Annotated in this window: 8 protein-coding genes and 1 pseudogene; all 9 read right to left on the reverse strand. The window is 45.4% G+C overall.

Going from position 1 to position 15,690, the window contains the following annotated elements:
* Nucleotides 1–282: 282 nt before the first annotated feature.
* A complete protein-coding gene (locus tag BM049_RS03650; RefSeq protein WP_091528740.1) occupies nucleotides 283–2,022 on the reverse strand; it encodes a glycoside hydrolase family 35 protein in 1,740 nt (579 codons plus the stop codon).
* Between the two features lie 33 nt (nucleotides 2,023–2,055).
* The gene (locus BM049_RS03655; RefSeq protein ID WP_091528741.1) at nucleotides 2,056–3,939 is read right to left on the reverse strand and encodes a beta-N-acetylhexosaminidase; all 1,884 of its coding nucleotides are present in this window, start codon (nucleotides 3,937–3,939) and stop codon (nucleotides 2,056–2,058) included.
* Nucleotides 3,940–4,360: 421 nt separating this feature from the next.
* Nucleotides 4,361–5,194 (reverse strand): carbohydrate ABC transporter permease, encoded by an 834-nt coding sequence (locus tag BM049_RS03660; protein WP_091528743.1) that lies wholly within the window; start codon nucleotides 5,192–5,194, stop codon nucleotides 4,361–4,363.
* On the reverse strand, nucleotides 5,191–6,036 hold the full coding sequence (locus tag BM049_RS03665) for a carbohydrate ABC transporter permease (protein WP_091529184.1): 846 nt from the start codon (nucleotides 6,034–6,036) through the stop codon (nucleotides 5,191–5,193). The genes BM049_RS03660 and BM049_RS03665 overlap by 4 nt, the downstream gene beginning before the upstream one ends.
* Before the next feature lie 146 nt (nucleotides 6,037–6,182).
* Nucleotides 6,183–7,499, reverse strand: coding sequence for an ABC transporter substrate-binding protein (locus tag BM049_RS03670; RefSeq protein ID WP_218147199.1), 1,317 nt, complete (start codon nucleotides 7,497–7,499; stop codon nucleotides 6,183–6,185).
* Between the two features lie 35 nt (nucleotides 7,500–7,534).
* Nucleotides 7,535–10,588: a glycoside hydrolase family 2 TIM barrel-domain containing protein gene (locus tag BM049_RS03675; protein WP_218147200.1), complete on the reverse strand. Its 3,054-nt coding sequence runs from the start codon at nucleotides 10,586–10,588 to the stop codon at nucleotides 7,535–7,537.
* Nucleotides 10,589–10,821: 233 nt separating this feature from the next.
* A pseudogene (gtfA, locus tag BM049_RS03680) lies at nucleotides 10,822–12,279 on the reverse strand (sucrose phosphorylase).
* A 344-nt stretch (nucleotides 12,280–12,623) separates the two neighbouring features.
* Complete coding sequence (locus BM049_RS03685; protein WP_091528746.1) at nucleotides 12,624–14,855, reverse strand: alpha-galactosidase; 2,232 nt, start codon at nucleotides 14,853–14,855, stop codon at nucleotides 12,624–12,626.
* A complete protein-coding gene (locus BM049_RS03690) occupies nucleotides 14,855–15,682 on the reverse strand; it encodes a carbohydrate ABC transporter permease (RefSeq protein ID WP_091528748.1) in 828 nt (275 codons plus the stop codon). The genes BM049_RS03685 and BM049_RS03690 overlap by 1 nt, the downstream gene beginning before the upstream one ends.
* Between the last annotated feature and the right edge of the window lie 8 nt (nucleotides 15,683–15,690).

Consider the following 15,690-nt stretch of genomic DNA (forward strand, 5'->3'; position numbering starts at 1 on the left):
TGAGAATAGAATAAGCTTATTTGATGTGCTCTTAAAACCACAAAAATCATCACGCTAATTTTGCACCCTATCGCTTGACTTTATATAGTTAGTCTTTCAGAAGGTGGAGTGACTTTATTTTTATACTAGGTGTCACGATAGATCATACACCTAGTATAACGAATACAGAAAGCAGTATACAAAAATATGAGCGGGTTCAGTTAAGAAATCTGATCAAGACCAATGTCAGTAAAAAAGGCAATGCTCAACTGAACGTTGCCTTTTCTTATAATATAATAGAATTTAGTACGGCGGTTTATCTGTAAAGGCCAGTTCGTCTTTCACTTTGCCTTCTGTTTCAAACACCACGATCTGATTTAAACCTTCTTTCAATATTGGTGCGGGGACGTAAAGTTTATACTGGGGACCGATCTCCCAGAAACGTCCGAGATTGAAGCCGTTCACAAAGACCACCCCTTTGCCCCACCCAGTCATATCGATGAAAGTATCGGCTTTCTCATCGATTTCCAGTTCAAACAGCGAAAAGCTCGGTGTATTTTCTTTATAAGGTTTTGTGAACTCCACATCTTCGATATTATCAAGCGGCAGCGGGAAATGAGTCCAGCCGCTTCGGTAAGTCCCGTTCACCAAAACACCGTCTGTTATGCCCTTGGACTGCTTCTTGAGCCACGGACCGTAGTTGACACGTCCCATGTTTTCAACGAGGATGTCCATGGTCATATCATTTTCAGTCAACTCGAAGGTCTCTTTCCGGCCAAGTTCCTTGGCGTATTGGGTCAGTTCCAGCGCTCCGTTCAGGAACACTTGAGCACGGTCACTCGTTCCCAGCAGGCGGAAGTCTTCCACTTTCCGTTTCTTGCCGGTGTTTTGACGGTACAGGACATAGCCATAGTCCTGATCCAGTTCTTCCATGGAAAGCGTGTAGGGACTCATTACGCCTTCACTTAAATTATCCAAGTTATCGAATAAAGACGTGCGAGACTTTAACAGTACGTTTCCGAAATCCGTTTTTTTGACAGGTTCCGGTAAGGCCGGCAGTTCTTCTGGAGTGAAGTCTTGGATCACTTCACGAAACGCCTTGTATTTTTCAGTTATGTCTCCCCACTCGGTCAAGGGTGCATCATAATCGTAAGAGGTGATGTCCGGAGAGAATTCTTCATAATAATTGGCTCCATTCATGAAACCGAAGTTCGTCCCGCCATGGTACATGTAGAAGTTGACATGGCCTTTATTTAAAATGTTCCGCAGCTCTTTTGCCTGTTCCTTATAGTCTGTCCGGTTGTATTTCCCATTGCCCCAGGCAGTGAACCAGCCGATCCAGAATTCCATCACCATTAAGGGAGAATCTTTACCAATGAACTGTTCAAGTTCGCCAAAGTGATGCGCGCCGTCCGATCCGAAATTAACGGTCGGATGAGCTTGTTCTGGGAAGGTTCCATTTTCCAGCATATCCAGCCAGGTCCCGTCACTGGTGACCAGCGGGACATCCACACCGTACCTCTTCATCAGCTCGACCAGAACCTTCAGATAGTCCTTGTCATTGTTGTAGCTGCCGTATTCATTCTCCACCTGCATCATGATGATCGGTCCGCCCTTAGTTGCTTGGAGAGGCGCGAGTTCTTTAAATAAAACTTCAAAATACCGGTCGACCATATCTAAATACGGTTCATAAAACGTCCTCAGTTTCATGTCCTTATCTTTCAAAAGCCAGCTAGGCAGACCGCCGAATTCCCACTCGGCACAAATATAAGGGGACGGTCGGACGATGACGAACAGGTCCAGCGACTGAGCTGTCTCGATGAACTTTGCTACATCTTGCATCCCGTCAAAATCGTAGTGTCCTTCTTTCGGTTCATGCACGTTCCACGGGGCATACGTTTCCACCGTATTGCCCCCCATCGCCTTCAGCTTTTTAAGCCGGTCTTCCCAGTATTCAGGGACAACTCTGAAGTAATGAATGGCGCCGGAAATGATCTTGATCGGCTTTCCGTTCCAGTAAAAGTCTTCTCTGATCTCAAACATTTGCCTCTCTCCTTTATTGACGATTTGATTGCCTTACACACCTGAGAGTTTACTCGTGCTGGCCAGATCTCTGTAAAAGCCTCTTCCCAAGCCGTTAGTTGTTGAAGACGGATCGAGCAGTTTGTCTTCTTCCAGTTCTTCGATAACTGACAGTTCGCCATTTAAGTAGGCTTCTAAACGTGAGCTGACTGTCTTCATTCGGGCCACCGCCCCGCCGTACCGGATATCCAGCACTTCCCATCCGAAAGGTTTGTTGTAAGTCGTCCAGGCCTTTTGATGAGCCAGGCGAAGCTCCTCCAGGTCTTCAGTCAATTCTGCAGCGATACCTGCTAGTCTACTCAATGCTTTCCTGTCTTTCTTATCATAGGCCGCTTTCATCCGAACGCCAAATTCAGCTTTCTTGGACAGGACAAAAGCCAGTCGCGTGTATAAGGCAAACAGCTCTCTAAAGGATTTCTTCTCGTTAGTGATCTGCCTCAGCTGTTCAGCCAAGTCTTTATAGTAGGTATTTAAGTCATGTCCCTCAATTACTTTATCAAAACGGCCCAGAAGCGGATCCTGCCATAAAAGCACCTTGGAACCCGCCGATGTTTCCAGATTATTCAACTCTACCCCCGGCGTCTCATCCAGACGGTTCAACAGATAAAAGATATCGAAGGGCATCCCGAAGTTATTTTCAAAAACGACAGCCAGCTCTTCAAAATCGACTGTTTCCCTGTAACACAAATCCGCAAAATATTGAAGTCCAGGCAAGGCAGCAATGGCTGGAGTTTCTGCACCATCGTCTCCCCACATCGTCGCGAAGACTTCTCTGATATCAAGCTCTTTACATATCGGTAAAGCCGCTTTCGTCGTTTCCAGTGACTTGCCGTAGTTCGGTGCGATACCGTTCCAGGTCCAGACACCTCCGGCAAAAATCACTTTCTGTTTCATTTCGATATGTTTCATTAAGAAGTGTTTGTACGCTTCGGGCTCGTCATGATAATAATCCCAGAAGACCATGTCCACCTCGGGGATCTCTTTGATGATTTCTTCTGGGACCTCTGCATCCTGATCATAGTAATCCCCCGTTTTGGAACCTGCCCGGTAATACATGTCACTCCACATCATCGCTTCCAGACCCAGTTTCTCTGTAATCCCAACGACTTTCTGGACATGCTCATTCATTATGTCGAAGGTATCTCTATTTCCGTTTTTCTGTCTATAACGCCCCGTCCCGACACCAAAGGCTTCATCCATACCAATATGTATCCGTTTGGAGCGAAAAGGCGCTGTGGCATTCGTTATAAGTTTCTCAATAAAAGCATAGGTTTCAGGTTCACCGACCAGAAGGACATCCGAAGTGTCCTGGATATCTGCATGGGTGCCGTACTGCAGGACCTGATACAAATGGCCGAGTATCTGAATGCACGGAATCATCTCGATGCCAAGGTCATCAGCGTAGTCGTCGAGTGCGTTAAGCTCCTCTTTGGAATACCTTCCGCGGAGATACCCGAAATAAGGAAAGCCTGCCACCTCGTAAGTATCTTCTGAATAAAGCATGGCCTGATTGAATCCCATTTTCGCCATATGCCGAAGGAGTTCTTTCGCTCCGTCAAGATGCAGCACGGCGTTACGAGAAACATCGATCATGGTTCCGACCTTATTGAAGGAGATGGTCTCTTCTTTATAAAAAGATGTTTCTTTTTCATAGAACGCCAGCCAGCGACTGAGCTGACGGAAGAAGGAGTTGCGGGTCGTATACCGAATCGTTCCTTCGCTGCCATCAAACCCGGTAGCTAAAGCGGCAGAACTTGGATCGTGTTGAAGTTGAATGACGACACCGTCCGAACTTATCTCGAATCCAAATTCGTCTTTAAAATAGTCAATTCCTTTTTCCAGACCTTCTATCTCTCCCTTAAAATGTAATTGAAGCATATTCTGACCTCCAATTCTTTACTGTCTACCTTCTCACCTTCTATCTAGCAATGAGACGGTAAGCGATCCGTTTAGCTTACTCACTCATCAGCTGCTTACTCCACGAGTTAACAGGCCATTCGTTTTGCTTACCAACCCGCACGGTACTCTATTAATGAGATAGTAAGCAATCAGTATTGCGTACATACTTAACCCATTTTCTTCTACTGAGTTGGTAGTCAATCAGGCTTTCCCTACTATCTCAAGGCTGCATAATATATTCAGTTAGTACGCGCTGTAAGTTGCTTACACACCCATGTTAGAAATCCCAATGAGTTGGTATGGAACTCGCTAACCTTATACACGGCATAGCAGAAAACACCCAAAAAGGATAAGCACATCTTTTCGGGTGTCTCTTCTCTATACTAACGTATTAAAAAACTTATTTGATCGAGCCGACCATGCCCTGAACGAAGTACTTCTGAAGGACAAAGAAGATGACGGCGGTCGGGATCGTCGTGATGAAGATGGCGATCATGACAGAGCCGTAGTCGATCGTGTAACCGGAACCCATAGCCGAAATGACCAAAGGAACCGTATAGTTGCTTGGTGACTGCAAAACGATCAGCGGCCACAGGTAGTTGTTCCAGGAGTTCATGAAGGTTACGATCCCAGCCGCGGCATAGGTCGTTTTCATCGTTGGAATGAAGATTTTGACGAAGATGCCGAGTTCGGACAAGCCGTCGATACGTCCCGCTTCGATCAGTTCTTTCGGGAACATCTTGGTGTTCTGTCTGAAGAAGAAAACCAAAAAGGCTGTCGAGACATAAGGCAGGACGACACCGAACAGCGTGTCGATCCCCAAAGCCGGTACGATGCCGGAAATGGTCCCGAACAGTCGGAACAGAGGAACCATTAGTGCGGCAAACGGGATCATCATGGAAAGTAGAATGATGTTATAAACGACTTCTTTTCCGCGGCTTGGATGGACTTCAAAGCCGTACCCTGCCAGAGACGACACAAAGATCGAAATGATCGTCTGGCCGACAGAGACCAGAGCCGAGTTCCAGATCGACAGGCCGATCGGAGTCGTTTCGATCATCGTACGGAAGTTTTCGATAAGATGACTTCCCGGCAGCAGATCCCCTCTAGTGATGTCGATGGAAGGGTTGGTGATGCTGACGATCAGGAAATAGAACGGGAAAAAGAAGATGAAAGAGACAAGTATGAGAAAGACATAGGTGGCAATACGTTTCATGCGTTTTTCGTTTTTCATTTTCTTTCCCTCCCGACTCTAAACTGAATGGCTGACAGGATCAGTACAAAGACGACAATACTGTACGAGACCGCCGCTGCATAGCCGAAATTCGGCGTATATTCGAACGACAAGTTATAAATATACTGCGAAATAGTCGTCGTGGCATTCCCGGGACCTCCACCGGTCAAGTTCATCGGTTCATCGAACAACTGCAAAGTCCCGATAGTTGAGGTGATGGACGTAAACAGGATGACCGGACGCAGCATCGGAATCGTGATCCGAAAGAACTGCTGCACGGCACTCGCCCCGTCGATACGGGCGGCTTCATAAATTCCCGGATCGATATTCTGTAAAGCGGATAAGTAAAAGATCATATTGTATCCGGTCCAGCGCCAGGTGATCGCGATGATGATCAGCACTTTCGCCCAGAAAGGATCACCCAGCCAGAATATCGGTGCATCGATGAGGTTCATGAACATCAAGGCCTGGTTGACGACCCCGTCATTGGAAAATAAGTACCTGAAAATCAGTGAGTAGGCAACCAGCGACGTGATGGCCGGCAGGAACACCAGTGTTCTGAATATCCCTTTGAAATGCAGGGTCTTCTGATTCAAAAGCACTGAGAAAAATAAAGCCAGAATGATCATCAGTGGAATCTGGAAGATAAAGAAGATGAAGGTATTCGTGACGGCCGTAATGAAGGCCTGGTCGTTGAACAGACGTCTGTAGTTATCCAGTCCGGTAAAGTCCAGATTGACCCCGGTCCCCGTGTGGAGTGAGATCCAGAAGGCCTGGATCATCGGATAAAAGTAAAACGTGATAATAAACAGCGTGGGAATCAGGACAAAGGTCCAGCTCATCCAGATGCGGTTGCGTTCTAATTTCCCTTTTTTAGTCTTTTTTATCTCCTCAGTCATTTCAGTCAACGTAACTCCCCCTTTTATACTGATATTAAAGACTCTCCCAAGATATAGCTTGAAAGAGTCTTTAACAGTCTAACTAAATATTACATGTTTGACTCTGCCTGTTCCTGGGCATTCTGGAGGACCTCGTCCAAGTCAGCTCCATTCAAGTAATCCTGAAGGGCCACAGCCAGGATATCCTGGATTTCGTAAGTTCTTTGACCGAATTCGACTTCAGGGATCTCCTGTGTCCATTCGGATAAGTCTTGGAATATCTGCTGGCCACCATAGAATTCACTTTCTTGTTCATATGCTTCACCTTCCATTGCCGGCTCATAAGCCCCTAAAGCATTGATTTCTGTGACCAGTTCCTGGTAGAACTCGACGTCTGAACCGAATGTTGCAGCCAAAAATTCTGCTGCAGCTTCCTGTCCTTCGCCCTGCAGGACATAAATGGATGATCCGCCTAAGTTGGAGGCGTTGACTGAGCCTTCCATATCCTGACGTGGGATCGGTGCAATACCCCAGTTGCCCGACTGGTCTTCAGCCTGCATGATGGAAGCGGAGATCCAGTTACCTGTAGGCACGGTTACGACATCGCCGTTATTGAATGTCTGGATAAACTGATCCCATTCATTATGGACATTCATGATGTCCGCCTCGACCATTTCTTTGTAGTCTTCAAAGGCCATTTTGAGTGCTTCGTTATCAGCTATATACGGTGTCGTACCGTCGTCTTCTGTCCACCACACGCCCGATGACTGAAGCATGATACGCATGAGTCCTAAATCGCCGTGATCATTCGTGATCCACTTGATGCCTGTCTGATCATAGACATCTTTACCGATTTCAATGTACTCGTCCCACGTGATGTCTTCCAGATCCTCAAGACTATACCCTGCTTCTTCCAGATAATCCGTACGGGCATACAGGCCAGTCACCCCTGTATCAAAAGGCACATTATAGACGTTGCCATCCACCGTACCTGCCGCTACTTTATAGTCGGCAAATTCATCGGTGTTGTAATAGTCGCCTAATGGATAGAACGCATCGTCATAAGAGTTCAGGAAACTTGGTGCACGGTAGTCTTCAATAAAGACGATCTGCGGCAATCCTGTATCGACACCGGAACTCAAGCTGGTGTTCAGACGCTGCACAACATCTTCCTGTGAGTTCTCAACGATATTGAGTGAGAAATCCGGGTTCTCTTCCTGATAACGTTCTTCAGCCATCTCCAAAGCCCTAACGTTGAAGTTAGGATCCCATGTCCAGACGGTCAGTTCGTTCATGTCCCCACTGGTTTCCTCAGTGGTTTCTTCCCCTGTATCACCTGTATCTCCCGTTTCGTCGTCTCCGTTACCACAAGCTGCGAGTAATAATACGGCTGAAGCACTTAAAAATAAATGTTTTTTGCTGAACATTGTAAAACCCTCCATTTTTATTTTTATTTGACTGCTTATCTTGTGTATGGTTCCAGACTTATATGATACTGATAACTCTCATTAGCCAACTTATACTTATCTAACACCCCCGGTCCGCAACTCGAAGACCCGATGCCGTTCAGTTTATAATCGACATTCAATTCCATCGTGTCTTCTTTAACAAGCTCATAGATGTGTTTCGCTTCATCCAGTGTTTCCGTGCTGCATTCCCTCAGACTGAAGTTCAAATCGTTCCCTTTTACAAGGAAGCCCGTTCCGTCACTGTGTGTGAAGCTTACCCAGTCGACATCGCTGCGGTTTCCATTTTCCTGAGGCATAATGTAAGGTGTTCCCAGTTCGTCACTCTTCAGTGTCCAGACATCTTTCCTGGTGGCGAACTGAATATCCGGATAAGATTCTCCCGGACCATTGCCGTACCATGTCACCTGGTCGAGCCATTTTGAGATGGCCATCTTCAGGCCGATCTTCGGTAAAGTCAGCGGGCCGTTCCCGAATTTGTCGCCTTTGACGTCTATCGTGATGACACCGTTCGGTCTGACCGTATACGTGACGGTCGAGCGAAAGCCCCAGCTGAGGACCGGTGGAGCCAGTGTGCTCTTAACCTTAATGACGAAATCGTCTCCGTCCAGATCGACCGACACCGCTTCGATACGCTCCTGGAAGTGATCCACACCGTACTGCTTCCAAGCCTCTTTATTAGGACGCGTATTGAAATCGTCGTGTCCGATACTGTCGTTATCAGTCATGGCCCGCCAGAAGTTGTTCGCCGGTCCCTCTTCTATAAGAAGGTCCCCATTGACCCTATACGTTCTGATTTTTCCTTCAAAGGTATCAAAGATCAGTTCGAACTGACCGTTTTTCAGAAGGAGCAAGTCGCCGTCTTCCATGACTGTGATCGGTTCATCTGTTGTGTGTCGTGTTGGATAGGTCACTCCGCTGCCGATCATAAACTGATGCCAGGCTACGAGATGACCTGAATCACTCCAGCGCTCAGTGTTTTTCGTGTGGCATTCGATCAGAAGCTGGGATTCTTTCGTGACAGCTGACATGTCAAGCGGCAAGTCGAACGTTTCGGATTTTTGAGCTTTGATGCCGGAGACATCCATTTCGCCCTGATCCAAAATCCTGCCATTCTGTTTCAGCACCCAGCTGGCTCTCAACTTGCTTAAATCGATAAAGTCATAGCGGTTGGTAATCGTGAGCTGATTGCCTTCCAGCTCTGCTTTCACCGGCTGGATCGCCCGCTTGTAGTCTAAGAGAGCCGGTGAGGGAGTGCGGTCAGGAAAAATCAGCCCGTCGATGACGAAATTGCCGTCATGCGGATGTTCCCCGAAGTCGCCGCCGTAAGCATAGAACAGGTCGCCGTCTTCATTGACCGCTTTGATGCCATGATCGATCCATTCCCAGACAAAGCCTCCCTGAAGACGCGGATATTTGTTGAACAAGTCGGTATATTCCTTGAAGCCGCCGGGTCCATTCCCCATCGCATGCGCAAATTCACATAAGACATGCGGCTGATCCAGATGAGTCTGTTTACCCAGTTTTTCCAGGCGACCGACATCTGTGTACATCGTTGAGAAGAAGTCGGCACTCTGATTCAGTGTTTTGGGTTCATAATTTGATTCGTCCAAAATACGGATCGTTTCACCTTCATAATGGAGCAGACGAGTCTCGTCCCGACCTCGTGCCCACTCAGCCATCGCCAGATGATTCTGACCGAAACCTGACTCGTTACCGAGAGACCAGATGATGACGGCCGGATGGTTCTTGTCCCGTTCCACCATACGTCTGATGCGGTCGATGTAATTCTTCTCCCAGTCCTTATTGTCACTCAGCTGGTCCAGATCGTTGATCAAGGTAAAGCCGTGCGTTTCCAGGTCCGTTTCATCGATCACGTAAAAACCGTACTCATCGCACAAATCGTAAAAACGCGGATCACTTGGATAGTGTGACGTCCGGATCGCATTGATGTTGTGCTGCTTCATCAGTTTCAGATCCTGTTCCATCACATCGATGGGAACAGCCCGTCCGTGTTCCGGATGAAATTCGTGCCGGTTCACACCTTTAAATAAAATACGCTTACCGTTCACCTTGATCAGACCGTCTTTGAGTTCCACTTGTCTAAAGCCGGCTCGCTGCGGCACGATTTCTAAAACGCTTCCATTATCTTCTATAGTAAACAGGAGATGATAAAGCGTCGGGTCTTCTGCCGACCATTTTTCCGGTGCCTCAACCTTTTTTGAAAAACTGACTGTCTCTTGATCGATCGATAGGGTCTCTTCAAAGACCTTGTTGTGTTTTTTATCCAAGAGTTCGATCTTCACATCTTTGCCGACTGTTTCTTCCGTCACATCCAGTGACAGATTCAGTTCGGCATCTTTATATTCGCCTTCAAAGGTCGTTTTAACGAAGAAGTCCTTGATCCCGGCAGGCTCTTTCGACAGGATATACACATCTCTGAATATGCCTGACAGCCACCACATGTCCTGATCTTCCAGATAACTTTGTGCTGACCACTTGTACACTTTGACGGCCAGAGTGTTGTGTCCTTTAATCAATAGATCCGAAACATCGAACTCTGCCGCGACACGGCTGCCGGTCGAGTAACCGATGTATTCACCGTTCAGCCAGAGATCGAAGGCATTGTCTACCCCTTCGAACCGGATGACTGACCGTTCTTTCACTTCGCTTAAGTAAAATATTTTCCGGTAGGCGCCCGTCGGATTTTCTGACGGAATGTGCGGTGGATCGACCGGAAACGGGTACTGCACGTTTGTATAATGAGGTTTACCATAGCCTTTCATTTCCCAGTGGGACGGAACATGAAGCGATTCCCACGCTGAATCATTGAAATCATTCCTGAAAAAATCCTCGTCTACGTCATTGGGATGCCTGCCGTAATGAAACTTCCAGGCGCCGTTCAGTAAGGTAAAACCGCTGGATCGTGACCGGTCATAGGTAAGTGCTGTCTCCTTATCTCTGTATGAAAAGAAGTACGCATGTTCAGGCTGACGGTTCACTTCCAGAATATCGTGTTTCAAATAATTCGTAGAGACGATGATGACCACCTTCCTTCAATAATTGTATCCAGAAACCTTTTTGTAACCCCTTTCTTATATTGTTGTAACAATCATATAAAAAAATGCCAAACATTGCAAGCGTTTACCTAATATTTTAGTAAAATTAGTAAAGATATTTAACTTTACTTTTTTAAACGTTTATTTAAAGAGAAAGAGCCGCATCGATGTGGTCGGAAAGATCCACTCGTGCGGCTCCAGCTATATTCATGATGTGTGTGCAACTATCTGGTTTCCGCTAACTGTTCAAAAATTTTCAGTCCATTTTTATGAATTGTGAATGCTTTTGTTTCCAAGTCAGCTTTAAGAATAGCAGTTGAAGCACCTTCTTTGTCAGTTCGCTCGATGATGATTTGTGATTCTGAAGGAGTATCGATCATGATCGTACCCTCAAGATCAAATGCTTGAGACGTGTTTCTAAACTCTAAGATTTTAAGCAGATTGGCTACGACCGGCTTGCTGACATCCTCTTTTATTTCTTCTACTGAGTAGTAGTGACGATTGATATTACGTCCTTCTTTAGTTTCCTCAAGCAGTTTGATATCATTCTTTCCTGCCAACAGACCAACATAGTAAATCTGCGGTATACCTGGAGCAAAGACCTGAATCGCTCTTGCTAACAGGTAGCTCAAGTCATTGTCGCCCAATGCACTATAGTAGGTGGTGTTGATCTGATAAATATCCAGATTATTGTAGCTTTAAGAGGAATAGATCCTTTTGACATTAGCACCGACCTTATAGAGTTCTTCTGACGTGAAATCGAGTTCGTCATCCAGCAATATATCTTTAGCATCGACGACCCCTATGCCGTCGTGAGTATCGAGAGTCGTAAACTGTTTCATCGGACTTTTCTTCAGCCAGTCAGCCAGACGATTGGTTTTTCCGCTGTATAAAGAGTACAAGGTCACCATTGGCAAAGCAAAATCATAAATGAAGTAATCATGGCTGGCGATTTTCATTTGTATCGAGTAATGTTCGTGGATTTCAGGCAGTAATTCGATCTCATACTTCGCAGCTTCCTGCCTGACATCTTCAAGCAGTTCCCAGATGTCCGGTTCGATAAAGAAACAATTAGTGTCCAGTTTTTTGATCGCATAAGCAAAGGCATCCAGCCGGATCAAGTCGCAGCCATGACTAGCCATGTCTTTTATCGTTTCCCGGATAAACTGTTTCGTCACATCTTTGGTAACGTCAAGATCGATCTGTTCTTCTCCGAATGTATTCCACACCTCTTCTATTTTTCCGTCAGCGAATGCAACTTCCTGGAAGGGTGCTTTGTCTTTGCGTTTGTATATTAAATCGATATCCTTTTTATTTGGTCGTTCATCCGGAAAGAATTCTCGGATACGGATGAACATTTCTTTGTAGTCTGACTCATTGTGCTTTTCTTTAAAATCCTTGAAGAATTTAGATTCTCTGGAAATGTGATTGATCATGAAATCGAACATCAGGTAATATTTTTCGCCTAACTCTTCGATGTCTTCCCATGTCCCAAAGGATTGATCGACTTGCGTGTAGTCGCTTGGCGCAAAGCCGCGGTCCCCCGTTGAAGGAAAAAATGGCAGGAGATGGACACCACCTATGGCATCATTGAAATATTTATCTAGTACCTCTTTTAATTCATTCAGATCTTTACCTAAGCTATCTGCATAAGTAATCAGCATTGCTTTATTATCTATCATTCAATTTCCTCCTCTAATTATTTCATTCGCCCCACGTTTATAAATCAGTGATGGTCATCCCCTTGTCGTAATTGAGTTATAGCAGTTTTTCACGAATAATTGGGACGAGCGCCCTGTGAACAGAGATAAAATCACAGTCCTGACGTCAACGACTGGGCCGTACCTCAGCAAAGATGTCAATAGCCCTGGGATCAAAGTACCGTTCAACATCATTTTGTATCTTATTACTTGATTACGTTCTCACTTCCAGTCTAAATGTTACAAGCTCATTTCCTGAATTTTAGATCAGTCAAAAGGTGGTCATAAGAACACGCTTCTAGTGACCACCTTTTGACGTATATATTTTAATTGGTTATGACTTTAGAAAGTTTGATGATTTCACTTCTGAAATCGCCGAGCGGCATCGGTTCACCGTGACCATCCACTGAAGCTAGAGGGTCTATATAGATCCCTTTATTCATCAGCTCATCACCGTAGTAATGCACATCTGAGTCATTTACCTGATACAGTGTTTCAGGATCCAGCCCTTTGAATTTCACTCGTTCAGATAAGGTATTGGCGCGGTCTAGGATTTTGTAATAGTACATTAAGGCTTCGTCCCGTTCTTTACTTACGATCATCCAGGATGTTCGGTCTTTTTCATCAAAGGGACTGTAAATGCGGTAGAATGTGCCATATTGTACCAATTTCCGGTGTTCTTTATAAAAACTAATTTGATCTTTGACTTCAGCTTTTTCTTCATCAGTCATCTGGGTGACATCGAGTTCATAGCCTAAGTTTCCAGCCATCGCTACATCGCCGCGCATTTTCAGAGACGTGATGCGATTGACTTGATGATTGGGAACAGCTGAAACGTGTGACCCCATCGAACTGATCGGCATCGTCATGCTAGTTCCGGTCTGAATTTCAAGCCTGGAGACAGCATCCGTGTTATCTGAGGTCCATGTCTGTGGCATATAATGCAGCATACCCGGGTCGTATCTGCCCCCGCCGCCTGAACAGCTTTCCCAAAGGATAGCGGGGTAAGACGTGATCAAGTCTTCTAATACCTCATAAAGGCCCAGCATGAAGCGATGACTCACTTCTCCGTCTCTAATGGAACTGTCCTGCGAACCGATCTCGCTCATGTTTCGGTTGTAGTCCCATTTAATATAGTCGATCGGGACTTCATCTAAAATCTTTTTCATCTGATTCAGAACATGTCTGCGTGCGTCTTTTTGACTGAAGTCAAGGACGAACTGATCTCTGCCGCGAGAAGGAGAGCTTGCTTTCGCCTTAAGTACCCACTCCGGATGTTCGCGGTAAAGGTCACTATCTTCAGATATCATTTCCGGTTCAAACCATAGCCCGAACTTGAGCCCCTTGCTTTTGATTTTTTCCGCCAGTGCTTTCAAGCCGTTCGGCAGTTTTTCTTGATATACAAACCAGTCACCTAAGGATGAAAAGTCATTATCTCTTTTACCGAACCAGCCGTCGTCTAAGACGAAAAGCTCGATGCCCAGCTTAGCTGCCTCATCAGCCATACTTAAGATTTTCTTTTCTGTAAAGTCGAAGTACGTCCCTTCCCAGTTGTTGATCAGTACCGGACGCTCTCTATACTGGTGTTCACCACGGATCAGGTGATGCTGATAGAGTGAATGAAGATCTTGAGACATTTTATTCAGACCCTGGTCACTATATACCATGACAACTTCTGGTGTATGGAAGGACTCCCCCTGGTCAAGTCTCCATGAAAAATGCTCTGGACTGATCCCCATTTGAAGTCTGGTTTTTCGGTACTCATCGACTTCGACATTTGCCACGAATTCTCCGGAGTAAACGAAATGCATGCCATAGACGTCACCGCTATGTTCAGTGGTATACGGCTCAGTCAGTGCCATAAACGGCTGATACGTATGACTGGTCGTCCCTCTTTTAGAGTCCAGTTTATGAATGCCTCGTGAAATGCCATGTCTTTCGATTTCACGTTCTCTCCCCCAAGCTCCGGGAAGCTGAACTAAATCGAAATGCGCATGATCAAAATCTACGGATGCACTTAATAGTTTTTCTATATCTATAGTTAGGTTGCTGTTATTGATTATTTCTGTTGACCGTGTGATCACAGGATAGTCTTTGAATATTGTATAAAAAAGATTTACCTCGATTTTTTTGGTCTGCTCGATGAGCGAGATTTTTAACGTTTCAGCTTCCCCATCTTTACTCACATATGTGTTTGGCAATCCATTTATCGCCGGCTTGCCTTTAATGATTTCATGAGAATCGTATACTAAATGAGTACTGAAAGACCCGTCTTCATAACGAAGATTCAAGGCTGATTCCCTGAAGTCACCGTTATTATCCCCCGGGAATTCCTGCGGCAGTGTCGTTAAAGAGAATTTTCTACCTTTGATGCTGTTCGGGTTAACACTGAAAGAACGATCAGCATAACGGTAGTCCGCTGCAGAATGGTTATCCGACACGGCTTTTCCCCAATAGTTGTGCGTGAGATACTTTCCTTCTGCCACTGAAAACTGGTAGCTTATGAAGTCGTTCCTTAAATGGAAACTTTGGGTCTTTTCGTTATAAAAAATTTTCATTATTTCCCTCCTGTTGTTGCGATACCTTGAATAAAGCGTTTCTGGAAAATTACATATAAAATCACCATTGGGATGATCGCCAGCACTGAACCGGCCATCAATTCAGGATAATTTGTTGCATATTGCCCCTGCAAGCTTGCCAATCCAGCAGATAAAGTCATTTTGTTCTGAGACATATTAACGATCAGTGGCCACATCAAATCTTTATACGCAAAGAGTGCTGTAAATATTGCCAGAGAAACTAAACCAGATTTAGCCAACGGTAGATAAATCCTATAAAATATTTGCCAGATATTTGCGCCGTCAATAGTCGCGGCTTCCATCAGCTCATCAGGTAGCTTCATGAAGAACTGGCGAAGTAAAAATGTACCAAAAGCCGAAACCAGACCTGGAATAACCAAAGCCGGTACTGTGTTCAGCAGTCCGAGATTTTGAACCAGTAAATACTGCGGTGTCAAAAAGATCTGTGGTGGAATCATCATTTGTGTCAGTACGATCATGAAAAAGACGTTTTTGCCGGGGAACTCTAACTTCGCTACGGCAAAAGTAGCCATGGCACTAAATAGGGTCGACGTCAATATCCTGAAGAATATCATAAGCCCAGTATTGATAAAGAAACTGATAAACGGCAGAGCATCCCAAACCGTTGAATAATTTTCCCACCTGAAACTATCTGGAAGTATCTGTGGAGGGATCATCGTCGATTCTGCTACTGTTTTTCCGGAAGTTAAAATCATCCAGACAAAGGGAAGGATCATGGCTACAGCGCCGATGATCAAAATCACATGGATAATCGTCTTCGTTTTAGTATTTAGCTTTTTATGCATGTTTCGTT

The organism is Alkalibacterium subtropicum (assembly GCF_900112455.1).
Classification (GTDB): domain Bacteria; phylum Bacillota; class Bacilli; order Lactobacillales; family Carnobacteriaceae_A; genus Alkalibacterium; species Alkalibacterium subtropicum.